Origin of the sequence: uncultured Bacteroides sp. (genome assembly GCF_910586915.1) — a bacterium.
In the GTDB taxonomy this organism is placed as follows: Bacteria; Bacteroidota; Bacteroidia; order Bacteroidales; family Bacteroidaceae; genus Bacteroides.
In genome coordinates, this window is the sequence record NZ_CAJULN010000006.1 from 72,471 (window position 1) to 95,863 (window position 23,393).

General features: G+C 50.1%; 19 protein-coding genes and 1 tRNA gene. 7 read left to right on the plus strand and 13 right to left on the minus strand.

What is annotated here, in order from left to right; genetic code table 11:
- Window positions 1-58: 58 nt before the first annotated feature.
- The 8 genes from QZ331_RS04240 to QZ331_RS04275 form a co-directional block, all read right to left on the minus strand.
- Entirely contained in the window at window positions 59-946 is an 888-nt protein-coding gene (locus QZ331_RS04240) for a hypothetical protein (protein WP_117741498.1), read from the minus strand.
- 3 nt (window positions 947-949) lie between these two features.
- Complete coding sequence (locus tag QZ331_RS04245) at window positions 950-2,080, minus strand: hypothetical protein (RefSeq protein ID WP_294628317.1); 1,131 nt, start codon at window positions 2,078-2,080, stop codon at window positions 950-952.
- A gap of 19 nt (window positions 2,081-2,099) precedes the next feature.
- Entirely contained in the window at window positions 2,100-2,384 is a 285-nt protein-coding gene (locus tag QZ331_RS04250; RefSeq protein ID WP_151878268.1) for a hypothetical protein, read from the minus strand.
- A gap of 298 nt (window positions 2,385-2,682) precedes the next feature.
- Complete coding sequence (locus tag QZ331_RS04255) at window positions 2,683-3,918, minus strand: site-specific integrase (RefSeq protein ID WP_117741496.1); 1,236 nt, start codon at window positions 3,916-3,918, stop codon at window positions 2,683-2,685.
- 472 nt (window positions 3,919-4,390) lie between these two features.
- Window positions 4,391-4,466, minus strand: a tRNA-Phe gene (locus QZ331_RS04260).
- A 229-nt stretch (window positions 4,467-4,695) separates the two neighbouring features.
- The gene (locus QZ331_RS04265; RefSeq protein WP_294628320.1) at window positions 4,696-5,088 is read right to left on the minus strand and encodes an HIT family protein; all 393 of its coding nucleotides are present in this window, start codon (window positions 5,086-5,088) and stop codon (window positions 4,696-4,698) included.
- A 51-nt stretch (window positions 5,089-5,139) separates the two neighbouring features.
- On the minus strand, window positions 5,140-5,604 hold the full coding sequence (gene greA / locus QZ331_RS04270) for a transcription elongation factor GreA (protein WP_294628322.1): 465 nt from the start codon (window positions 5,602-5,604) through the stop codon (window positions 5,140-5,142).
- Window positions 5,605-5,784: 180 nt separating this feature from the next.
- Window positions 5,785-6,936, minus strand: coding sequence for a DUF4369 domain-containing protein (locus QZ331_RS04275; protein WP_294628324.1), 1,152 nt, complete (start codon window positions 6,934-6,936; stop codon window positions 5,785-5,787).
- 196 nt (window positions 6,937-7,132) lie between these two features.
- On the opposite strand from QZ331_RS04275, the gene pnp reads away from it, so the two are divergent.
- A complete protein-coding gene (gene pnp / locus QZ331_RS04280) occupies window positions 7,133-9,259 on the plus strand; it encodes a polyribonucleotide nucleotidyltransferase (RefSeq protein WP_294628326.1) in 2,127 nt (708 codons plus the stop codon).
- A gap of 690 nt (window positions 9,260-9,949) precedes the next feature.
- Here the strand turns inward: pnp and buk are convergent.
- Together buk and QZ331_RS04290 are read right to left on the minus strand one after the other, a co-directional pair.
- Entirely contained in the window at window positions 9,950-11,011 is a 1,062-nt protein-coding gene (buk, locus tag QZ331_RS04285) for a butyrate kinase (protein ID WP_294628328.1), read from the minus strand.
- A 19-nt stretch (window positions 11,012-11,030) separates the two neighbouring features.
- Entirely contained in the window at window positions 11,031-11,987 is a 957-nt protein-coding gene (locus tag QZ331_RS04290; RefSeq protein WP_294628330.1) for a phosphate acyltransferase, read from the minus strand.
- Window positions 11,988-12,173: 186 nt separating this feature from the next.
- On the opposite strand from QZ331_RS04290, the gene QZ331_RS04295 reads away from it, so the two are divergent.
- The 3 genes from QZ331_RS04295 (at window position 12,174) to QZ331_RS04305 (ending at window position 14,590) form a co-directional block, all read left to right on the plus strand.
- Window positions 12,174-13,082: an LD-carboxypeptidase gene (locus QZ331_RS04295; protein ID WP_294628400.1), complete on the plus strand. Its 909-nt coding sequence runs from the start codon at window positions 12,174-12,176 to the stop codon at window positions 13,080-13,082.
- Between the two features lie 70 nt (window positions 13,083-13,152).
- Window positions 13,153-14,136, plus strand: a complete 984-nt coding sequence (locus QZ331_RS04300; RefSeq protein WP_294628332.1) for a M28 family peptidase — start codon at window positions 13,153-13,155, stop codon at window positions 14,134-14,136.
- A 19-nt stretch (window positions 14,137-14,155) separates the two neighbouring features.
- Window positions 14,156-14,590, plus strand: coding sequence for a SufE family protein (locus QZ331_RS04305; protein ID WP_294628333.1), 435 nt, complete (start codon window positions 14,156-14,158; stop codon window positions 14,588-14,590).
- Between the two features lie 32 nt (window positions 14,591-14,622).
- Here QZ331_RS04305 and QZ331_RS04310 read toward each other — a convergent pair whose 3' ends face one another.
- The 3 genes from QZ331_RS04310 to QZ331_RS04320 all read right to left on the minus strand — a co-directional run bounded on the left by QZ331_RS04310 (window position 14,623) and on the right by QZ331_RS04320 (window position 19,260).
- Window positions 14,623-15,408, minus strand: a complete 786-nt coding sequence (locus QZ331_RS04310; RefSeq protein ID WP_294628335.1) for a type II CAAX endopeptidase family protein — start codon at window positions 15,406-15,408, stop codon at window positions 14,623-14,625.
- Between the two features lie 114 nt (window positions 15,409-15,522).
- On the minus strand, window positions 15,523-16,551 hold the full coding sequence (gene ribF / locus QZ331_RS04315) for a riboflavin biosynthesis protein RibF (protein WP_294628337.1): 1,029 nt from the start codon (window positions 16,549-16,551) through the stop codon (window positions 15,523-15,525).
- 21 nt (window positions 16,552-16,572) lie between these two features.
- Window positions 16,573-19,260, minus strand: coding sequence for a calcium-translocating P-type ATPase, PMCA-type (locus tag QZ331_RS04320; RefSeq protein ID WP_294628339.1), 2,688 nt, complete (start codon window positions 19,258-19,260; stop codon window positions 16,573-16,575).
- Between the two features lie 148 nt (window positions 19,261-19,408).
- Here QZ331_RS04320 and rd point away from each other — a divergent pair, with 148 nt between their 5' ends.
- From rd to QZ331_RS04335, 3 genes are all read left to right on the plus strand, one after another.
- Window positions 19,409-19,573: a rubredoxin gene (gene rd, locus QZ331_RS04325; RefSeq protein ID WP_294628341.1), complete on the plus strand. Its 165-nt coding sequence runs from the start codon at window positions 19,409-19,411 to the stop codon at window positions 19,571-19,573.
- A gap of 180 nt (window positions 19,574-19,753) precedes the next feature.
- Entirely contained in the window at window positions 19,754-22,024 is a 2,271-nt protein-coding gene (locus QZ331_RS04330; RefSeq protein WP_294628342.1) for a hypothetical protein, read from the plus strand.
- Between the two features lie 58 nt (window positions 22,025-22,082).
- On the plus strand, window positions 22,083-23,267 hold the full coding sequence (locus QZ331_RS04335; RefSeq protein WP_294628343.1) for a DUF4221 family protein: 1,185 nt from the start codon (window positions 22,083-22,085) through the stop codon (window positions 23,265-23,267).
- The last annotated feature ends 126 nt before the right edge of the window (window positions 23,268-23,393 follow it).

Below are 23,393 nucleotides of genomic sequence, written 5' to 3' on the forward strand. Positions count from 1 at the left end.
TTTGAGATATGACGACTGCCGTTATCGGGCTGTCGCCATACCGGGTTGATTATTCAATTTACATTTCCGCCTTTTCTCTTCTGATATTGCGTAAGGTGGATAGCAGGTACAGGAACAAGTCCCTGTCATAAATCCGGAAGAAGAAGGGCTCTTGTGTCTCCTTGACCGTTCCGGTAAATGATACGGACTCCCGGTTCATGGGGAACTGGAGAAGTTTTCCGTTTGCCAGCAGGGTGTGCCCTTGTTTTTTTACTTCTTCCAGAAAGGTTTCCATATCATCCCGCCTTTTATGTCCGGAGAAATAGAGGAAATGATGGCGGCGCAGGCTGAGCAGGATTTCCGCCATGTTTTTTCTTGCGCTTCGGCTATCCGGCTCCTCATCCGGGCCGGTGACCAGGTTGCAGATGAATTTTTTCTCTCCGTCCGTATCAGTGAAGAAATAGGGTGTGAGAAGATACCGCCTGTTTGTTTTGCCGGTAATGGCACAGGCCGGCCCTTTGGTGACACCGCCTCTGAAAGTGAGGCTCCGGTAATGTCCCTCCATCTGCCTTTCCAGTTCTTTTCTGGGTGTGGTGACGGAGCGCAGTCCGGTGAAATAACGTCCTTCCACATGAAAACAGAATGTGTACAGGTCTCTGAAGCAGGGCTCGCCGATGAAAAAGAAATTTCTGGTATGTCGGACGGGCGGCAGCATATCCATGTTCTCATAGTATTGGCTTTCTGTTATTTCCTTGAACGGAAGGCACTTGGATTTCAAGTGGATACGGAACATCTTGTCTGCCGTGTTCCTTGAGACGGTGACAAGCCGGGGGTTGTCCTCTCCGGCTCTCAGCTCTTCCAGCGTCTTGTGGGTATAATCGCAGTGTATGCCGTCCGACATGGAGGTAAGGAAGCTCCCGTCGAAACGGTACGGGTCGATGACGAATCCGGGTCTTGCATTTTTCATGGCTCAGATGTTTTGAAGGTTCAACACTCTCTTGGCGGCACTGAGGGCATTGGCGGTAAGCTGCCGTTGCCATGCCTTGTTTTTGGGTGACCAGCGGAATCCGGCGGATTTCAGTTCCTTGCGTCTGCTGTCTTCGGGAATTCTGTCAAACAGGATCTGAAGGCGGTCTTCCCCATAGTTCCATACAAGTGTTCCGCCCTCGAACGGCACTTCCTTGCTTTCCTGACTTTGCACCGCTTTCAGCTTTTCGTGCATCCGTTCCGCAAGTTCCGGCAATTGGAAGAATCTGTTTCTTTGGGTGATGACGGGTTTCTTCACCCTTGCGTTATATTCGGAAATGAAGTCCACCGCTCTGCGGACGATTTCCACTTCCCCGTGATTGGCAAGGGTGGAGACCTTGTTCAGGATGCTGCTGACGAACAGGGCACGGCTGTAGCCCCGGCATTGTCCGGTATCGATCCCGTGGATGGTGTCGGCGCTGCTCCTGATGTCGCGTTTGAGCGTCTGCCATGCCTTTTCCCGCTTCTCTTCCTCCGGTCTGGCGGTTTCCTGTTTCCGTTTGACGGATGCAAGGACCTTTTGCCGCCAATCGCGGAATTCCTCGTAGCGGTTCCGGTAGCTTTTATTCATTTTTTCCTGCCTGCGGTAATCAAATCCGCCCCGTCCCGTCACCATCGGGTTGGCGCAGCGCGAGAGGGCCGATAGCTGGGCGGACAGCTTTTGCCGGTAGGCGGTGATATAGGTTTCCCGTTCCCCTTCCGGCATGAGTTGCAGGTCATTGTGCAGCTCCTCCCCGTAAACCATGATGTCCGTTTCTCCGCGAATCTCCGGATCGAAGGAACTCCAGGCGTATGCGTCGCAGGCCTGTTTCCACATATCCTCCAGATAGCCCGGATGTTTGAATGCTACGGCTTCCCAGTCTTTGAAGTCGCTGGGATGCAATTCGTTCCGGTCTTCCGGATTTCCGTACAGATGTACAAAGTGGTGCATCCCGTGATGCTCCTTTCTGAAATGGAACGGTACGGGAGGATGGTCCGTACCCTTTTCCCGGATCATCGTGACCCGGTGTGCGTTCTCTGCGGTAAGGTCCGTTACTTGTTCTTCCCAGACCTTTGCTGCTGTCGTTTCAGTCATAACCATTGCTTTTTTGATGTCAGCTGTAAATCATTTCGTCCAGTTCTTCGTCCGGCAGTGTGCGGATTTCCTCTTCCGTGCAATAGTAGGCTATGCTCTCGTCCAGTTCGAAAGCTGTCGGGTCGAGGCTTTTGATGCCATCCAGCAGTTCCTGTTCCAGCCTTTCTACAGAAACCGTATAGTTCCCGTCTTTGCCTTGTACTTCCCGTGCCGGATAACTCTTTTCCCGATAGACCAGCGTGGTGATTGCAGGATTCGTATTTTCCTGTCCTGTTCGTACTTTGGTTACTGTCATCTTGTTCATACTTCTACTGTTTTAAAGTTAGACATGACCGGCTCCGTGGAGCCAGTGTTTCGATTTCTTACTTGCCGGGCAGCCCTTTGCCTTGATTGTGCAAGGCTTGGCAAAAGAAAATACCGGAGCGAAGCGAGGATGATTTTCTTTTAGCCAACCAGCCCCTGAAAGGGGCCGCCTTGCGCAATCAGAGAGGCAAAGGGCTATCTTTGCGGGTAAGAAAATGAAAGAATGGCAGGTGTTTATGGATTTTCGGATACAAAAAAAGCCATCCTTGCAGGGACGGCTTTAATGGTGTGTTGTACGTCTATTGCGCCATACGTTCCTTTACATTGTTCATGGCTTCTTTCAGGCTGCTGTTCATGACCCGTGCGTAATGTTGGGTCATGCGTGTGGAGGCATGTCCGAGCATGACGGATACATCCTGCAAGGGAACGTTGTTGGCGAGCGTGACGGTGGTTCCGAAAGTATGGCGGGCCACATGCGTGGTCAGATTTTTCTTTATGCCGCAGAAATCGGCGATTTCCTTGAGGTAGCTGTTCATTTTCTGGTTGCATAAGACGGGCAGACAGCATCCTTTTTTCATGCAGACCGGGTGTTCCTTGTATTTCTCCAATATGGCCAGGGGAACGGGCAGCAGCGGGATGTTGCTGATGGAAGACGCTTTTCTGCGGCGCTCCAGCTTGACCCTTCCCTTCCTTATCCACCAGTCCCCGAGATTGTCCTGTACCAGATTCTCATTGTTCAGGCCGGCTACATCGGAGAACGCCAGGCCGGTGAAACAGGCAAAGACAAAGACATCCCTGACCAGTTCAAGCCGGGGAACCGTGAATTTTTTCTTTATGACGGCTTGTAGCTCGTCGTAGGTCAGGAATACCGGATCGGTCTCGTCCTGCTCCATCTTATAACCGTAAAAGGGATTCTTACGCATCCATTCCTTTGCCAATGCCATATTGGTGAATTTCTTGAAGCATTTCATGTAGCGGACTATCGTGTTCCGGCATAAGCCTCCTTCCGTTTTCAGGTAGATGTCGAACGCACGGATGAACTCCGGTGTCAATTCGTGGAAGGTGATGTCCTCCTTGCCATAATAGGAGGGGATAAGCTGCCGCAATTTCTTCACCACATTCTTATATCGGTTAATGGTGACAGGGGAATAGTCTATATTCACCAGGCTTTCCATTTCCTCGATGCCTTCCTGCATGGTGCCGAGCAGCGTACGCATTCCGGTATCTTTTCCGAAAACACGTTTCAGGATCAGTTTCGGGGTAATCAGGGCCTGTTCCAATACCAGTTCCTTGTGTTTCTCAAGGGCACGGGCGTGTAATTCCGCAATATAGGTGTTCAATGCGACGGATGCCCTGTCCCTGCCTTTGCTGCATCCTTTGGCCGCGTTCCATAAGTTCAGAGGCACGCTTCTTTGGATACGTGCGTCGTCATAGTCTCCGTTGATGGTTATTCGCATCAGTACGGGCGCCTCACCGTTTTTCAACAATTTCGTTTTGAGCACGAAAAAAAGAATGTTCATTGTTCCTTGTTTCATCACTTTTGTTTTTTAGAAGTGTTACATCCAATTGTTTCGTCAAAACCGGATGGCATGAGGAGGTGAAATGAAGTGTTAAATTCGGTGGCTTTTTTGAGCGGCTTGTGGCAAAGCCATAGAAAAGCCATAAAAATTCCATTTTCCCAGGTTCGAATTGCCTTTGGTGTCCCGGGTTCGATTCCTTTTTTTCATTCTGATGGGACATTCCGTTGTTTTAAACTTCTTTCACAATTTCAAGCTCATTCGGTCATGTGTGCAAAATTACTTTTTTACACCGGAGATTGATATTGACAAATAACTGAAAAACAATGAAATATGGTGCGTGTTTATGGCTTTTTTCAAAGCATTAAAAAAAGCCACTGAATTGGCAAAATCCAACTTCACAAATATGTAATGAAATGCGTAGCGAGGGTAAAAAAAGAACCCTTGAACTATCTCTAATTCAAGGGTTTTCTAAAAGTGAAAGTTTTTTTGGTGGTGCCACCAGGAATCGAACCGGGGACACAAGGATTTTCAGTCCTTTGCTCTACCAACTGAGCTATGGCACCATCAATCATTTATGGTTGGAAAACCAGTCTTTCGTTTAAGACGGTGCAAAGGTAGGCATTATTTTTGAATCTGCAAGTAAATCCCTCTTTGCTTGTTCTAATTTGGTGTCAATTTAACATTTGATAAGGAATGAACGGTGCTATGGGCCAATGAAACTGTCGGCAATAAGAAAAGCGGATGCTCTTTGGGGAGAAAGAACATCCGCTTGCTTTATATTATCATCATGCTTTATAGAGAGGAATTGATTGCTTGTGCGACGGATTTGAATTCTTCGTCGGACAATTTCAGTTTCGGATTCGAGAACAGCATATCCGATTCGTTCTGAATAGGAATCAGATGGATGTGCGCATGAGGGACTTCCAGGCCGATGACCGCTTCGCCTACCTTCCGGCAGGGGAACGCCTTTTCGATGGCACGGGCCACTTTTTTTGCAAATACGTGCATTGCAGCCAAGTCTTCATCGCTCAAATCGAAGATGTAGTCTACTTCCTGTTTGGGCACTACTAAGGTATGTCCCTTTACCAACGGGTTGATATCAAGGAAGGCAAAGAACTTTTCGTCTTCCGCCACCTTGTAGCAGGGAATTTCGCCTGCGATGATTCTGCTGAATATTGTTGCCATAACTTTTGATAAAATAGAAGGCAAGCCTTGCTGCGAAGGCCTGCCTTTACGTTAAATAGATATGTTTACTACTTCCAATGAAATTTTGCCCTGCGGAACGGTAATTTCCGCTACTTCACCTACTTTCTTGCCAAGCAGTCCTTGTGCAATCGGGGTATTTACGGAAATCTTTCCTTCTTTCAGGTTGGCTTCGCTTTCGGAAACGATGGTATAAGTCATTTTCATGCCATTCTTTACGTTCTTCAGTTCCACTTTATTTAAAATCTGTACGGAATCAGTCTTGAGTTTGGACTCGTCGATGATTTTGGCATCCGCGATGGTGGCTTTCAGTCTGTTGATACGCATTTCCAGCAATCCTTGCGCTTCTTTTGCAGCATCGTATTCCGCATTTTCCGATAAGTCTCCTTTATCTCTTGCTTCGGCTATTGCCGCAGAGATTTTCGGGCGTTCCACTGTTTCGAGTTCTTTCAGTTCCGCCATTAGTTTCTTGTAACCTTCTTCTGACATATAAGCCATGATGTTTCCTCCTTTAATAGTTTTTAATAGTCATATAAACAAAAAAGAATTCCAACATGATGTATGTTGGAACCCTCTTTTCATTATTTCTTTGCAAAGATAACCTTTTAAGTGATACGTGTCAAGTGAAATATGCTGCTGTGTAACATATTTAAAAGAAATATGCTAATTTATAACAGATTAGAGCAGTGACTTGACGGCGGCTTCCAAGTTTTTGATGTCTTCGCCGCGCATTTTCAGTTCGTTGTTGCGGTTTATCAGGAAGATGGACGGAACCTGCCGTACATTATATAGAGCTACGTTTGTGGAATATACTCCGTTTCCGTCGCGTACGCATACCCACGGGAGGTTGTCGGCCGATGTTTTCCAGTAGTGTTCGTCAGCGTCGAGCGATATCTGGTAGATTTCGAGTCCTTGCGATGCGTATGTATTATAAAGTTCGCGCAACATCAGGTTGTGGGGAGCGCCGGCGGGCGACTGGAACACGGCGAAGTCGAGCAATACGACTTTTCCTTTGAGGTCGGTCAGTTTGCGCACGTTTCCTTTCGCGTCGCGCAGGGCGATGTCGATAATGCCGGTCTCTACGATTTTATCTTCGGGGATTTCCAGTGCTTTCGCTTGCGGCTGGCGTGTATTCTTCATCCCTTTGATTACGATGTTATAAAGGTTTTTGGAGCGTACCGCATCGGGGAACGTGTTGTTGAGGCTTGTGGCGACGGCTGCAAAGCACTTCACGTCGTCTTTGTTGTTCAACGGGTCGAATATCAGGTAATTGTTGAGCTTCTGAAATAAGGCAAAGTAAGCTGCCGCCGTGTTGGGTGCGGCAAAGATATAGTTTACTTTTACGTCTTCCTTGTATTTGTTGAGTAGTGTGGCGAGGTTGTTTTCGAAAACATCGTGCCCTATCTTGTTGCTGCGCAGTGCGGCGAGCAAGTTGTCCACGTCTTTTTGCAGGCGGATTTGTTTCAGTGTGAGTTCCTTTATCCGGTTACTGTTTTCCGAACCCTCGACGGTATAAGAAGTAGAGAAGTCCGCGTACGGCGCGTCGATTCGGATGGTTTCGATAGAGTCTACAGAAAAGTTGATAATTTTGTCGTCCACCCGCAGCCGGTAGAATTCGGGCGATTCGGGACGGGATTGCCTGAAGTTGAATGTGCCTTCTCCTTTCAGTTTTACCGAATCGAGCGGAACAATGCCTTCCAGGCCGGAGGCTTCGAGATAAAGCATTTTGCCATCGGCTCCTGATACCTCTCCGTTCACCTGGAATTTAGGACCGGAACTACAAGCAGTGATAGTAAGTGCGGCGAGCGCTGCAAAAGTAACTTTTTTCATATAGTGTGTGTTATTAACGAGTTGCAAATATACTTCTTTTCGAGATTAGTCAAAGCATTTTGCTCTCTTCTTCCTCCTATTTTTGAAAAAAAATCGGAGGGCGGTTAACTTTTTACCTCATTTCCACCTTATTACAATGATAAATGTATATCTTTGCAGGAATTTTGAAAGAAAAAGTATAGATAAAACAATTTTTATGATTAACCCAATTGTTAAGACGATCGAGTTGGCCGATGGCAGAACCATCACCCTCGAGACGGGAAAGTTGGCAAAACAGGCAGACGGTTCTGTAATGCTGCGCATGGGAAACACCATGCTGCTGGCTACTGTTTGTGCCGCTAAAGATGCAGTTCCCGGAACAGATTTTATGCCTTTGCAGGTAGAGTACAAGGAAAAATTCGCGGCTTTCGGCCGTTTCCCCGGTGGTTTCACCAAGAGAGAAGGCAGAGCTTCGGATTATGAAATCCTGACTTGCCGTCTTGTTGACCGTGCTCTCCGTCCTTTATTCCCTGACAATTATCACGCAGAGGTATATGTAAACATCGTCCTCTTCTCGGCAGACGGCGTAGATATGCCGGATGCATTGGCAGGACTTGCCGCTTCGGCAGCGCTTGCCGTTTCAGATATCCCATTCAACGGACCTATCTCCGAAGTGCGTGTGGCACGTATCGACGGTGAGTTCGTCATCAACCCCACTTTCGAACAACTTGAAAAAGCAGACATGGACCTCATGGTTGCCGCTACCTACGAGAACATCATGATGGTGGAAGGCGAAATGCTCGAAGTGTCCGAGGCCGATTTGCTCGAAGCCATGAAAGTGGCTCACGAAGCTATCAAGGTTCATTGCAAGGTGCAGATGGAGCTGACGGAAGCAGTAGGCAAGACCGTGAAACGCGAATACAACCACGAAGTGAACGACGAGGAACTCCGCAAGGCTGTCCGCGAAGCGTGCTACGACAAGGCTTACGCCATTGCCGCTTCCGGCAACAACAACAAGCACGAGCGTCTGGCCGCTTTCGAAGCCATCCGCGAAGAGTTCAAGGCACAGTTCTCCGAAGAAGAACTCGAAGAGAAGGCTGCACTCATCGACCGCTACTATCACGATGTGGAGAAAGAAGCCATGCGCCGCTCTATCCTCGACGAAGGCAAACGTCTCGATGGACGTAAGACGACTGAAATCCGTCCCATCTGGTGCGAGGTAAGTCCGCTGCCCGGCCCTCACGGCTCTGCCATCTTCACCCGTGGCGAAACCCAGTCGTTGACTTCCGTTACATTGGGTACGAAACTCGACGAGAAGATTATCGACGACGTGCTGACACACGGAAAAGAACGTTTCCTGTTGCACTACAACTTCCCGCCTTTCTCTACCGGCGAGGCAAAAGCACAGCGTGGTGTAGGCCGTCGTGAAATCGGTCACGGACACCTGGCTTGGCGTGCGTTGAAAGGACAGATTCCTGCCGACTATCCGTACGTGGTACGCGTTGTTTCCGACATCCTCGAATCCAACGGTTCTTCTTCGATGGCTACCGTATGTGCCGGAACATTGGCACTGATGGACGCCGGTGTGAAGATTAAGAAGCCGGTATCGGGCATCGCTATGGGACTGATTAAGAACGCAGGCGAAGAGAAATATGCTGTATTGTCCGATATCCTCGGCGACGAAGACCACCTCGGCGATATGGACTTCAAGGTGACTGGAACAAAAGACGGTATCACTGCCACTCAGATGGATATCAAGGTAGACGGCCTTTCTTACGAAATCCTCGAACGTGCTTTGACCCAGGCAAAAGAGGGACGTATGCATATCCTCAACAAAATCACGGAAACCATCGCCGAGCCGCGTGCCGACTTGAAAGACCACGCTCCCCGCATCGAAACCATGACCATTCCGAAAGAATTCATCGGTGCTGTAATCGGCCCCGGCGGCAAGATTATCCAGGGTATGCAGGAAGAGACCGGTGCTGTGATTACCATCGAAGAGATTGACGGCGTAGGCCGCATCGAAGTATCGGGCACAAACAAGAAATGCATCGACGACGCAATGCGCATGATTAAGGCAATCGTTGCTGTGCCCGAAGTAGGCGAAGTGTACAAAGGCAAAGTACGTTCCATCATGCCTTACGGTGCGTTTGTCGAATTCCTGCCGGGCAAAGACGGTTTGCTGCACATTTCCGAAATCGACTGGAAACGTCTGGAAACGGTAGAAGAAGCCGGAATCAAGGAAGGCGACGAAATCGAAGTGAAACTGATTGATATCGACCCCAAGACCGGTAAGTTCAAACTTTCGCGCAAGGTATTGTTTCCGAAACCGGAAAGAAAATAAGGAGATGATTTAAAGGCGGCTTTCTCACACAAAGCCGTCTTGGATATACAGAAAAGAGAGGGAATCGGCCTGTCGCCGGTTTCCTCTCTTTTTTGTATCCTTTCGTGTACGAAGCTGCTGCAGCAGCCTGTGCGGCAATGGGGAAGGAGTAACGGAGCATTGCCTAAGAACTGATTTCCCGTTGCCTGAGGACTAACGGCAGAGATACTAAGATTTATTCGTCTGACTACAGTTGAACTTTCGTCTGACTATAGTGACCGTTTCGTCTAACTATAGTCAGACGAAACGGTCACTATAGTCAGACGAATAAATTTTAGCGAGAAAGACGATAGTTGTTCGCAGGGCAACCGATAGTCCGTCGAAAGAAAAAGGACAGATGTTCCCTGCACAGGCAAGCGTACTTGCACGTTAAAGGATAAAAATGACAGATGTTTTAAAACGAATAAGCAGGCGGTAGAAAAAAAGAATCGGAAAGTACCCCCATACTTCCCGATTCGAAACAGTCAAAAATCGACCTTAATCAATTTATTAACTTAACACGTTGCAAAGATATGAGAAAAAATCTTTGAAAGCGCTTTTGGGTTTAAAAAAGTGTAGAATTCAAGCAAATAAAACAGCCTGTGAATACCGTTTCGTCCCTTTTGCTGTTCTTTTGTAACACTTGGGCACGCTTTGCGAGAAAAGTGCGTTCTACTGGTAAACCTGTATCGGCAATTCTCCCTTCAACGCCCCTATCGCATTGAAAGCCAACGATTCCATTTCGTTTTCTCCGGGGTAGATGTAGACGGGAGCCAAGAAGGAGATGCGCTCTTTCAGCCGTGAGATAACGTAGTCCGAATAAGCGATTCCGCCGGTCAGCAGGATGGCGTCCGCTTTGCCGTAGAGGACGGTAGCGGCTCCGCCGATGGCTTTGGCCACATTGTAAATCATCGCTTCGAGTATCAGTTCCGCTTTCTTATCTCCCTGTCCGACGGCGCGGATGATGGCAGGGACGTCCGTAGTACCGAGATGTGCTGCCAGACCGGCGCGGCCCGAGATGCGTTTCTTCAATTCGTCTTTGGAGTGCTGCCCGCTGAAACAGAGGTCGATGAGTTGCCCGGCAGGAAGCGTCCCGGCACGTTCGGGCGAGAAAGGCCCTTCGCCGTCCAGCGCGTTGTTGGCGTCGACAGCCCTCCCGTGGCGATGGGCTGCCACAGAAATACCTCCGCCTAAGTGGCAGATGATTAAATTCAGCTCCTCGTATCGTGTGCCCTGCTCGGCGGCAAAGCGGCGGGCGATTGCTTTTTGGTTCAACGCGTGCCAGATGGTGATTTTAGGCATGAGCGGCGAGCCGGTGATGCGGGCAACCTCATCCAGTTCGTCCACCACGCCGGGGTCGGCGATGAAGGCACGGCAACCGGGGAGGGAAGAGGCAAGTTTGTCGGCAATCAGTCCGCCGAGGTTGCAGGCGTGTGTGCGCATGGCGTGCAATGTGTCGCGTTTCATCGCTTCGTTCACTTCGTACACACCGCCTGGAATCGGCTTCACCAGTCCGCCGCGTCCGATGACTGCATCGAAGGCAAAGGGGATTCCATTCGATGCTAACTCCTCAAGTACCAGGTTCTTCCGGAACTCAAACTGGTCTATCACTTGCGGATAGGCGGACAACTCCTCTACCGTGTGTTTGATATTGCTGCCGAATAGCGGGGTCTCGTTGTGGTAAACTGCTATTTTTGTGGACGTAGAACCGGGGTTGATGACTAATATCTTCATGGGACAGGGGTGTTGGGGATTATGAATGGTTATCTTGACTCTGAACTTCTTGCTTGCCTTCGCCGCCGCCCGATACTTGCAGGCACGCCATCGCTATGCTGTAATATTTCGACAGGCCCGAATCGCTGCGCGACGGAAGAACCACGGGGCAGACAGGCCCTTGCAGCAATCCTGCCATCTCGGCGTTTGCAAACAGGGAGACCGACTTGTAGAACGCATTGCCCGATTCGATGTTGGGGAATATAAGTACATCCGCCTGTCCGTTGATGGGAGAGACGATACCTTTGATGTCGCCGCTCGCCTGTTCGCAAGAGGTGCGCACGTCCAACGGGCCGTCGATGATGACGTTTCCGAATTCGCCCGCTTCGGCAAGTTCGACGATGTTCACATAGTCTAATGAATGAGGGAATTTCGCGCTGACTTTCTCCGTGCAATGTATCAAGGCCACGCGCGGCTGTCCGATACCGAAGTTCCGGCACGCACGGATGGCATACCATATCATCTCGATGCGTTGCTGCAACGTGGGGCGTGGAATCACCGCAGCGTCCGAGAAGAAAAGCAGCTTGTGGTAGGTCGGAATCTCCATCACTGCCAAGTGCGTGAGTATTTTCCCTTTCGGAAGCAGTCCTTTTTCTTTGTCGAGTATGGCGTGGAGCAGGTTGTCCGTATTGATGATTCCTTTCATCAGGATATCCGCTCCGCCCTCGCGGACGATACGCACGGCTTCGCGTGCCGCTTCGTCCGGATTTTCGATATGAATGGTTTTCACATATTCTGGATATTGTTTGAGCGTGGGATATTTTTCCAGTATCGCCGAATCCCCAATCATCAGGAATTCCGCAATGCCCTCTTTCAAAGCACGCGCGATTGCATATTCCGTGTTGGGGTCGTTGGCGCAAACCACGGCAATCCGTTTTCTGTGGTTCAGCTTCCTGAGGTGTTCAGTGAGTTGGGCAAAATTGAGAATAGGTTCCATAACGTTAGATTTTTAGCAAATATCAGAAAAATGATTGAAAAAATAAGGAATAGAGTCCTAAAAAATAGATTTGCGGCGTAACATTTTGCTATATTTCGTTTGTTTTACCCGCCGGATGCGTGTGGAATTGTTTTTTCGTGTACTTTTGCACGCGTAAGTCAATTAAAGAATGGAGTATATAGAATGATGGATATTCAGTTTCCTCCCTTTTTGCAGAAGGGTGATAAGGTTGCCATAGTGTCGCCTTCGAGTAAGATAGACAAGCAGTTTATAGCAGGTGCCCGCAAACGGCTGGAATCGTGGGGGCTGGAGGTGGTTGTGGGCAAATATGCAGGCAGTTCCTCCGGAAGATATGCCGGAACCGTCAGTCAGCGCCTGAAAGACTTGCAGGATGCGATGGACGCCCCGACCGTGAAAGCCATTCTTTGCAGCCGGGGAGGATACGGAGCGGTGCATTTGATGGATAAGATTGATTTTACGGCCTTCCGCGAGCATCCGAAATGGCTGCTTGGCTTTAGCGACATCACGGCGTTGCACAATCTGTTTCAGCGAAACGGCTACGCATCCCTGCATTCGTTGATGGCACGCCATCTAACAGTAGAGCCGGCAGACGACCCGTGCACTGCCTACCTGCGCGACATCCTGTTCGGCAAGTTGCCCGCCTATACGTGCGAAAAGCATAAACTCAACCGGCGGGGGAGCGCGCAAGGCGTCTTGCGCGGCGGAAACATGGCGGTGGCCTACGGCCTGCGGGGCACTCCTTATGACATCCCGGCCGAAGGGACGGTGCTGTTTATCGAAGACGTCAGCGAACGCCCTCACGCCATCGAGCGCATGATGTACAACCTGAAATTGGGCGGAGTGCTCGAACGCCTTTCCGGGCTTATCGTCGGGCAGTTTACCGAATATGAGGAGGACTGCTCGTTGGGCAAGGAGCTGTATGCGGCTTTGGCAGATTTGGTGAAGGAGTACGATTATCCCGTTTGTTTTAATTTTCCGGTGGGGCACGTCACGCGCAACCTGCCGTTAATCAACGGAGCCAAAGTGGAGTTGACGGTAGGAGCCAAAGAGGTCGGGTTGAAGTTTATTTGTTAATAATCCGTTCCATCCGAACCATGCTGTGACGAAAATTATTAATTTTGAAACGTTAATAGAAAAGCGGACGATGAAAAAGAAATCTATGATAGTATTGACAAGTGCCTTTCTGTTGCTATCGGCTTTCTCCTGCGGAGGCGGCAACAAGGCAAACAGTGCCAGTGAACAAAGCGAGAAGATAGTGGTGAGCGTACCTCAGTTTGACGCCGACAGTGCCTATATGTATGTAAAGAATCAGGTGGATTTCGGCCCTCGTGTGCCTAACACAAAGGAACACGTAGCCTGTGGTAATTATCTGGCCGAGCAGTTGAAGGCCTTCGGTGCGCAGGTGACCGACCAGTATGCCGATTTGATTGCCTACGACGGAACCTTGCTGAAAGCGAGAAACATCATCGGTTCCTACAAACCCGAAAGCAGGAAACGAATCGCCCTGTTCGCCCATTGGGACACACGCCCGTGGGCAGATAATGACCCTGACGAGAAAAACCACAAAACCCCTATCCTGGGAGCCAACGACGGAGCAAGCGGGGTGGGCGTTTTATTGGAAATAGCCCGTCTGATACATCGGCAACAGCCGCAGTTGGGCATCGACCTTATCTTCCTTGACGCCGAAGACTACGGTGCACACGCGCAGAATGACGACGACTCCTGGTGTTTGGGGGCGCAGTATTGGGCGCGCAATCCTCATGTGCAGGGATATAACGCCCGTTTCGGTATCCTGCTCGATATGGTGGGCGGCAAAAACACCGTTTTCCTCAAAGAGTCCTACTCCGAAGGTTTTGCGCCCGACATTAATAAAAAGGTGTGGAAGGCTGCCGCTAAGTTGGGATACGGCAAATTGTTTATAGATGAAGACGGCGGCGGAGTGACGGACGACCATCTGTTCGTGAACCGTATGGCACGCATCAAGACGATTGATATCATCGCTTCCGACCCCGAAGGCGGATTTACGTCCACCTGGCATACCCTTGCGGACAACATGGAGCATATCGACAAGAATACCTTGAAGGCGGTAGGGCAGACGGTGCTGGAAGTGATTTATAACGAAAAATAATATCTAAAATTTATCAATAATGTCAATTAACGAATTGCAAGACGAAGTGATTGCGGAGTTCAGTGACTTCGACGATTGGATGGACCGCTACCAACTACTTATCGACTTAGGAAATGAGCAGGAGCCGTTGGACGAAAAATATAAGACGGAACAGAACTTGATTGAAGGCTGCCAAAGCCGCGTATGGCTCCAGGCAGACGAGGTGGACGGAAAGATTGTCTTTCAAGCAGAGAGTGACGCGCTGATTGTAAAAGGAATCATCGCCCTGCTGATTAAAGTAATGTCCGGACATACACCCGACGAAATACTCGGTTCCGACCTTTACTTTATTGACAAAATCGGATTGAAAGAGCATCTGTCGCCCACGCGCAGCAATGGGCTGCTGTCGATGGTCAGGCAGATACGGATGTATGCGCTGGCGTTCAAGGCAAAAGAGGAGGGAGGCCGTAACTGATTTTCACCACGGAACAATTCTGTGGTGAGTCTTTATACCGGTATTTTGCCGTTCAGCCGCCGCAGATAGAGGATGCTGCCGGTAAGCAGCAGGGCCACACATAGAAGTGCCGTCAGATAGGGGATAGTGCCGCCTATCAGTTCCTCCGTATTCTCCGCCATTTCGGGATGTCGGATGCTGATGTATATCGCTACCGAGTTGTTCAGTATGTGCATGAATATGCAGGGTATCAGGCTTCCGCTCTTGTAGTATATCCATCCTAACAGGATACCGATGCAGAAAGCCGGAAGCATCTGTGCCGGATTAAGATGAAAGACACCGAACAGCAAGGCCGAAATAAGAATGGCCTTCCGGGGAGCGTATTGTTGCAGCAGCGCTTTGGTAACCGCTCCGCGAAACAGAAGTTCTTCAATCACGGGCCCCACAATGGCTATCGCAAGCAATCCGCCCCAACCCGATTGGAGTATATTGAAAGACTCCTCCATGATGTTGGGAATCCAGTCGAGCACCTTCATCAGTGCGGTCAGCAGAAAGCTGCTGCTGAGTATCGCCACTCCGCTGCACAGCAGATAGGGAGCGGATATTGCCGACCAGGTTGCTTTTTGCCGGCTGACATAGCCGCTTTTCCAAAGATAAATACCCATCATCAATTGTCCGGTGAGTTGTATCGGAATGAGGGCGGACTGCACCAGTGCGTCTTCCGCAATGTTTCCGGTGGTTACCAGCATATAGCCGGCATAGGGAATCAGTATCAGGACGGAAGCGACAATCTGTGTCAGAAACAGATTGAGCAGTACAAGTTTGAGGGCTGCTTTCATAAGGCTGTTGCTTTATTGGGCGGTAAAGAAACTGCATATGAACGCAGCCACCACGGATATGGCTATTGCCACTAAGGAGATACTCATAAATGTCTTTTGCATAAGAATCAGCTTTTAAGTTGTTGTTATTATTTTATTCATTTCGTTCTTTTCCCGTTCTCGGAGTTGTTCCTGGGGCTGAAGGCAGTCGGCTCCTTTTGCAAGAAGGATGGCTTCCGTCTCTTCGGCGTCCTTGTGAAGTTGTGCGACCAATTCGTCGATGCTGGAAAATTTCAACTCGGGACGGGTCTGTTTTACGAAAGTGAGCCGGATGCGCTTGTCGTATATGTCGGAGTGGAAGTGAAGGATATTCACTTCAATCGTCCGGTTGGAGCCGTTGCCAATCGTCGGGCGGACGCCTATATTCAGCATACCCATGTAGGTTTTGCCGTCGAGTGTCACCCATACCGCATACACGCCATCGGTAGGAATGAGTTTGTCCGGAGCGTTGATGTTTAAGTTGGCAGTCGGGAAACCGATTTTCCTGCCCACTTGATAGCCGCCTACAACGGTTCCGTCCAAAAAATAGTCGTATCCCAAGCAACGGGCTGCCATATCGGCCTTCCCGTGTTGAAGCAGTTTGCGGATGAGCGAGGAACTGACTGTGGCTGGCTCTCCGTTCTCCGTTCCGATGCTGCCGGCGTATGCTTTTGCCCGGATAACTTCCATACCGATTTCCTTTCCGTAGCGTACATAGTCTTCGAAACCTTCGCTGCGGTTGTGCCCGAAACGATGGTCATAGCCGATAACTAAACACTTCACTTGAAACCGTTCCTTGAGTACCTGGCGCATGAACTCACGTGCCGTCAGTCGGGAGATGTCCGGAGTGAAGTCGAGCATCAGACAGTAGTCTGCCCCGAGCTCTGCTAACAGGGCTGTTTTCTCTTCCGGTGTAGTCAGAAGTTCCGGGCGATAGTCGGCCTTCATCACTTTGCGGGGATGAACGGGGAAAGTCACCAATGCGGAACGCAGGTTTTGGGCCGAGGCTATCTCTTTCACTTGCCGGAACAGGTAGCGATGTCCCGTATGCACTCCGTCAAAGAAGCCGATGGTAGCTACGCAGGGTTCCGGTGTGAGGGGCGATATATCGTGTATAATCTGCATCTTTACGAATTATTGTATGCGCTATTTGTGAATAATACGTTGTACAAAGCGGACAGCTTCTCCCACCCATAACACGACGGACGAAACGCCTATGATGAGCAGCCACGTCTGCCAGTCGAGAGGAGTGGTGCGGAACACGGCGCCGCCGAACTGCACAATCAGAAATTGTCCTCCTAAGATGGCAAGCGCAATCAGTTCCATTCCATACGATTTTGAAAGCCCCTTGAAGGCGGAGTCGGTAGTGCCGAATACGCGGGCGTTGAAGAGGTTCCAGAATTGCAGCATCACGAAGAAGGTAAAGAAGATGGTGAGGTTGCGTATGTCCATCCCTTGCGGGCTGTGGTCGAAATACCAAATCATACCTAACAGCACGGCGAGGAAAGCCGTTCCTACACCTATTATATGAAAGCGCATGGCTTTGCTGATGATAAAGTCGGTGCTGCTGCGGGGCTTTTCAAGCATCACGGTTTCGCTGGGCGGAATGGAAGCCAACGCCAAAGCGGCAAAGGTGTCCATAATCAGGTTTACCCATAACATCTGCGTCACGGTGAGCGGAAGTTCCGTACCGACTACCGACCCTAAGAGAACGATAAGCAGCGCAACGAAATTAATCGTCAACTGGAAAACGATGAAACGCTGGATATTCTTGTAAAGCGAACGTCCCCACATGACGGCAGTCCCGATGCTGTTGAATGAGTCGTCAAGCAGGGTGATGTCGCTGGCCTCTTTGGCTACGGAAGTTCCCGTTCCCATCGACAGGCCGACTTGGGCATGATTCAAGGCAGGGGCATCGTTCGTACCATCTCCTGTCACGGCTACTACCGCTCCTCTCTGCTGGAGCAATTGCACCAGGCGTTGTTTGTCCGTCGGGCGGGCACGCGACATGATTTTGAGTTCCATCGCCCGCTCTGATGCTTCTTCGTCGCTCAGTTCGGCAAAGGCGGTTCCGGTGATGCGGTTCCGCTCCGTGTCCGTCTCCGGATTCCAAAGACCTATCTGGCGGGCAATCTCCGTGGCGGTGCCCGGCGTGTCGCCGGTTACAATCTTGATACCGATACCCGCCGACTGGCATTTGGCTACGGCGGCAGGCACATCCGGACGAATCGGGTCGGAGATTGCCACAACGCCCAGGAAGTTCAGGTCGTTTGCCGATACCAATTCCACGCAGTCGTCCGGTTCGTTCTCTTCGACAATCTTGAAGGCAAAGCCGAGAGTGCGCATTGCCATGTTCTGGTAATGCAGCAGTTGGGCTTCTATCGTCGGGCGGTATTCTGCGGTATCTGCCCGTCGGCCGTCCAGTACGACTTCCTTGCACTTGCCTAACACAATCTCCGGTGCTCCTTTGATGTAGAGTATCTTCTTTCCGATGGATGGCGATTGCACGAGTGTCGCCATGAATTTCCGTTCGGTAGAGAAGGTGAGTTGGTCGAGGATATGAGCTTGTTCGCGCAGTGTCAGGTAATTCCTTCCCTGGCTGCTGAGCCATAATAGCAAAGCCACTTCGGTGGGGTTTCCTACTCCTTTCGGCTTTTCGCCGGAAACCGGCTCTTCGAGAAAAGCGGTGGAATTGGCGCTGAGGCCTTCTGCCACAAGCGTGCTGATATCATCGTCGGACAGGGTGTTGCCGTCCTTGAGTCCATAGAAATTGGGTTCGTGCACCTGCATCTGGTTTTGTGTCAGTGTGCCGGTCTTGTCCGTGCAAATCACGGTGATGGCTCCCATTGTTTCGCAAGCGTGCATCTTCCGCACTAAGTTGTTGGTCGAAAGCATACGGCGCATATTCAGTGCCAGACTGAGAGTGACGCTCATGGGCAATCCCTCGGGCACGGCTACCACAATCAGCGTAACGGCCATCATGAAGTATTTGAGCGTCCGCTCGAAAACGGGCAGCCAGTCGTGCCATCCGTCCAGAGTGCCGAAGTCGAAGTGGAACCATACATCTTTCACAAAGAAGACAAGGAAGGCAAGTCCGGCAACGGTAAAGCCGATTTTCCCGATTAGGTTGGCAAGCCGCGTCAACTGTATGTTCAGTGGAGTCGGTTCGAGGTTCTCTTCCGTGCTTTGGCGGGCTACTTTTCCGATTTCGGTAGCGTCGCCTACGTGTAGCACACGCATGGTTCCGTGTCCGTCGACTACCGTAGTGCCGCGCATCACCAAATTGGAAGCATATGTGGCCTCTTCGTCAAAGTCTGCTTCTATGGTCGTTTTGTTGATAACGGGTTCACCGGTCAGATTGGATTCGTTGACTTGCAAAGAGACAGCTTCCAACAATTCACCGTCTGCGGGGATTTCCTCTCCGGTCTCCAAAATGACGATATCGCCTACCACGATATCCTTACGGGGAATTTCCTGCACACGTCCGTTGCGGATTACCTTTACCAATGTCTCTTCGTTGACAGCATTCAGCAGGTCGAACTTCTTATTGGCGTCATATTCGAAAAGGAAACCGATGCCCGTGGCGAGCAGGATGGCGGCAATGATTCCGATTGTTTCGGCGTATTCGTTTTCAATGATGGAGATAATGAGTGAAAATACGGCTGCCACGAGCAGTACACGCACTACGGGGTCTTCAAACTTCTCGGCGTAAAGTTTCCAGAGTGAAGGACGCTTGGGAGGAGTCAGCAAATTTTGGCCGTTTTTCTCTCTGCTTTGCAGGACTTCGGTGTCGGTCAGTCCTATGCGGTAAAAATCATCTTTGTTTGTATTCATGCAGGTGGTTGCATTTAATTTTACGTTGCAAAAGTACAACATATAATTGTGATAGAATGTTTAATTAAAAAATTTTATGCGCCTGTGTTGAACAAACATCCTGCCATCGGCGTTCTATAGTCAGAAAACCAATTAAAAATACGAAGTTATGAAGAAGTACATTTGCACGGTCTGCGAATATATCTACGACCCCGAACAAGGAGACCCGGAAAGCGGAATTGACCCAGGAACTGCGTTTGAAGACATTCCCGACGATTGGATTTGTCCGCTTTGCGGAGTCGGAAAAGAAGATTTCGAACCGTACGAAGAATAAGACAGAGAGAGGGAGAGAATCTGTTGTTAGAAGGAAATGGCCGGATGCGATAGGTGTCCGGTCATTTCTCATTCCGGCCGTTTTGAAATATTCTTCCTCCCGATGATGGGAGTCTCTTGTTTTTTGCCGTATATTTGTGCGTTACAGCTATATATGGTCTCATAAGAAACAGATGGACGGATGAAAAAACTTGTTATACTACTCTGTTTGATATCCTCTCTTTTCGCACATTCGCAACCCGGTGGCTTGTCGGTGAATAGGGAGATGATTTACTTGCAAACCGACAAAGGTATCTACGAAACGGGTGAAGACCTTTGGTTCAAGGCGTATGTGCTCAATGACCGTACGCTTGCCCTTTCCGGCGAAAGCCGTACGCTGTTCGTAGAAATGCTGAACGGGCGGGACAGCATCGTTTGGCAAGAGAAATACCCGATACAAGCCGGTATTGCCGACGGACATATCTACATAGACCGGCAACTGCCCCCGGGGGACTATCTGCTCCATACCTACACCAAGCACTCCTTTTTGAACGATACCGTCAGGCCTTTCTATCCCAAGACAGTACGCATCGTAAAGAATATCGCCAACAAAAATACCAACTCCCACACAGCTTCGGATGCAAAAGTTACCCGGCTGACCTTTTTTCCGGAAGGCGGCAACCTGATAGACGGGGTAACGGCGAAAGTGGCCTTCAAGGCGTCGGACGGAAAAGGCGGTCTGGTTGCCGTCGACGGTGTGCTGCAAGAGGACGGGCATACGGTGGCACGGTTCAATACGGTGCACGACGGTATGGGAAGTTTCATGCTCCGGCCCCGGCGGGGAGCGGTTTACCGGGCCGTATTGGCGGACAGCACCGTGTTTGATTTTCCGGAAGTGGCGTCTTCGGGACTCTCCTTGTTTCTCCGCAGACAGACCGACGAGTATGTGGAGTTCTATATATCCCAGCCCGAAGGGAGCGTTGCGCAGCAGATACATCTGGCAGGAAAGATGCGCGGTTTGCTCTATTGCACGGCAAAGGGCGTGCTGCACGAAAGTCTGAAAGTCCGCATCCCGTTGAAAGAATTTCCCTTGCAAGGCATAGCGGAGTTCACGCTGTACAACGAGTCCATGCAGCCCACGGCCGAGCGTTTGGTATATATCCGTCCGCAAAAGCGGCTGCATATGGAGCTGAAACCCGACAAAGAACGATACTCGACAAGAGAGAAAGGAAAACTTTCAATCAAAGTTTCTGACGAGAACGGAAATCCGGTACAGGCGCATTTAGGGTTAAGCCTCTTTGATGCTGCTTATCGGAATGAGGCTGTTCCTGAAAATATGCTCTCCTATTGTTTTCTCTCCACGGAGATAAAAGGGAACATCCACAACCCTGCTTACTATTTTGATGAAGAGAACCGAAACCGCTTTCAAGCCTTAGACTTGCTGCTGTTGACGCAGGGTTGGCGCAGGTATGTATGGGACGAGGACGATGCTTCGGGTCCTTCGCCTTTCCTGTCCGACGAGGTACGAGGACGGCAGATTATAGGGAAAGCAAAGAAACGGAAAGAGTTGGGCAACAGCAGCCAACTGCTTCAAGTGTCCGGCCCGAACGCCGAAAGCCAGTTGGTCGCGACAGATTCTTCCGGCCGTTTCGCCGTGCCTACGGAGCTGATGGAAGCGTTGCGGGGCGGCTATATTTATGTGAAGCCCTTGTTGGACAAGGACGAATACAAGCCGAAAGTGCTTTTTAACGGCGATTTTGCACAGGCTGACAGTTTACGCCGTCATTGCAGTTCCTATCGGGCTTATCAGCATCCCGCACTGCTGCCTCCCGATGGGTCGCTGCCGGTGGAGAACCTCGTAGCAAGTCCGGACAGCAGTATTTTGCTGTCCGAAGTGATGGTGACGGGGACGAAAGGAAGAGTGTTTCGGGATAAGATGATGGGACGGTTAGACAGTCTGATGCAAATGGACATGAATGCTCCTTATGTCTGCACCACTTGCAATCATTTGATAAACTACAGAGCCGATTACACCGCACATCACAACGCTTTGGGAAGATGTCCCGCCAAAGGGCGGAAACCGCCGGTCATAGGGAAGAGCTATGTGATTGCCAAATTTAAATATAGCGGAAACGGCGGTTGGTTTGTAGTGGAAGACCAGCAAAACATTATTTATCAGGGTGGTTTCTATAGCGAAGAGCAACTGCTTCGTATGAACAACCTCTACCGCACCAAAGGCTATTACGGCAAACGCGAATTCTACCGTCCCGATGCATCGGAAATGCTGAGTCCGATGCCCGACGCCCGCACCGTACTGCTATGGAAGCCGGATATAATCACCAATGAACAGGGAGAAGCGGAAGTCGATTTCTTCTGTTCGGACGTCAATACGGGATTTGTAGGAATCGTGGAAGGCACGGACGGCGCCGGAAACATAGGTTCTTCAACGTGTAATTTTAGAATCATGAAATAATAGTAGGTCGGTTGCGCGTACCGTTGTGCAAACGGCTGGTAGAAAAAACAGATTAACCATGAAAAAGAGTTTGATTATTGGAATGGCAGGATTGCTGGCACTTATGGGGTGCAGTGATAAGAAGAGTGGTAAGAATGTGCACGTCGGTCGGCTGACTGCCACGCACGAGTTGGCCGAAACCGGCAGTAAACGTTTTCGCCTGGATACGGAAACCAAAAACAGGCCTCCCTACCTGCAAATCTGCCAGGACGGTTCGGGCGAACGGCTGCTTACTTTCCTGAATCCGCGCAAGAATGCCATCTACTTCTATCGGTATGCCGATACGACCTATGTGAAGCAGATTGCTTTTGAACGCGAAGGCGGCAATGCGATTCTCAGTGCGAGCGGTTATTGTTTGAAAAGCCCCGATTCCATCTATGTGATGAACCGCCCGATGATGGAAGTCGTGCTGACCGACAGCTTGGGGCAGGTGCGCAGCCGTACCGTCCTGCTGGATAAGGAGAATAAAGAGTGGGCGTTGACCCATCCGCAATACCTGCTGTCTGCCGTCGCTCCGCTGACGATTAAAGACAACCATCTGCTGTTGCCCGGATTTGCCCCCTTCCCTCAGATAATCATGGAAAATAGAGAACGTTTCCGTTTCACGGCAGCCGTCGACCTCTCCACACAGGCAATCTCTTACCATCATCTCTATCCGGAATCCCTGTTTGGCAAGGAGGCAAATTGGGGCGGCGATTTGATGCAGATGGTTTATCCCGCCTTTACTCCGGAGGGCAAGATGATACACAGTTTCCCAAATTCGCACGATTTGTATCTCTCCGAATGGAACAGCGACGAAATGACTCCCGTCTATGCCGGAAGCAATGAAGTGGAAAGCATACACCCGTTGGACTGTAAGCCGGACGAAAACGTGCCCGACGAACAGCTCCTTTCGTTCTTCTTGGAGCAGGATTGGTATGCGGCCGTCTTGCACGACCCTTATCAGAAAGTGTATTACCGCTACTTGCAGAAAGCCGTTTCGCCTGCTGCTTCCAAAAAGCAGTTGAACGGCAAAGTGCTTTCTGTCATTATCATGGACGAGCAATTCCGCTATTTGGGTGAAACCGAAATCGGTACGGGCGAACAATGGAACTGGAACAACTCCTTCGTTACCCCCGAAGGATTGCACATCGAACATTGCGGCACGAAAATGGAAGACGATGATTATCTGACTTTCGGTATCTTTCAGCCTAAGGCAAAATAAAGCGAAAAGAGTGGCAGGCGGCGGCTCCGGCCTGCTACAACGTAGACTTGTCGGGCTTGTAAATCGTTTTTCTTCCTCTTGCAAACGGAGTTTGTCTGACACCCGGGTCTTGGTGATACCGACACC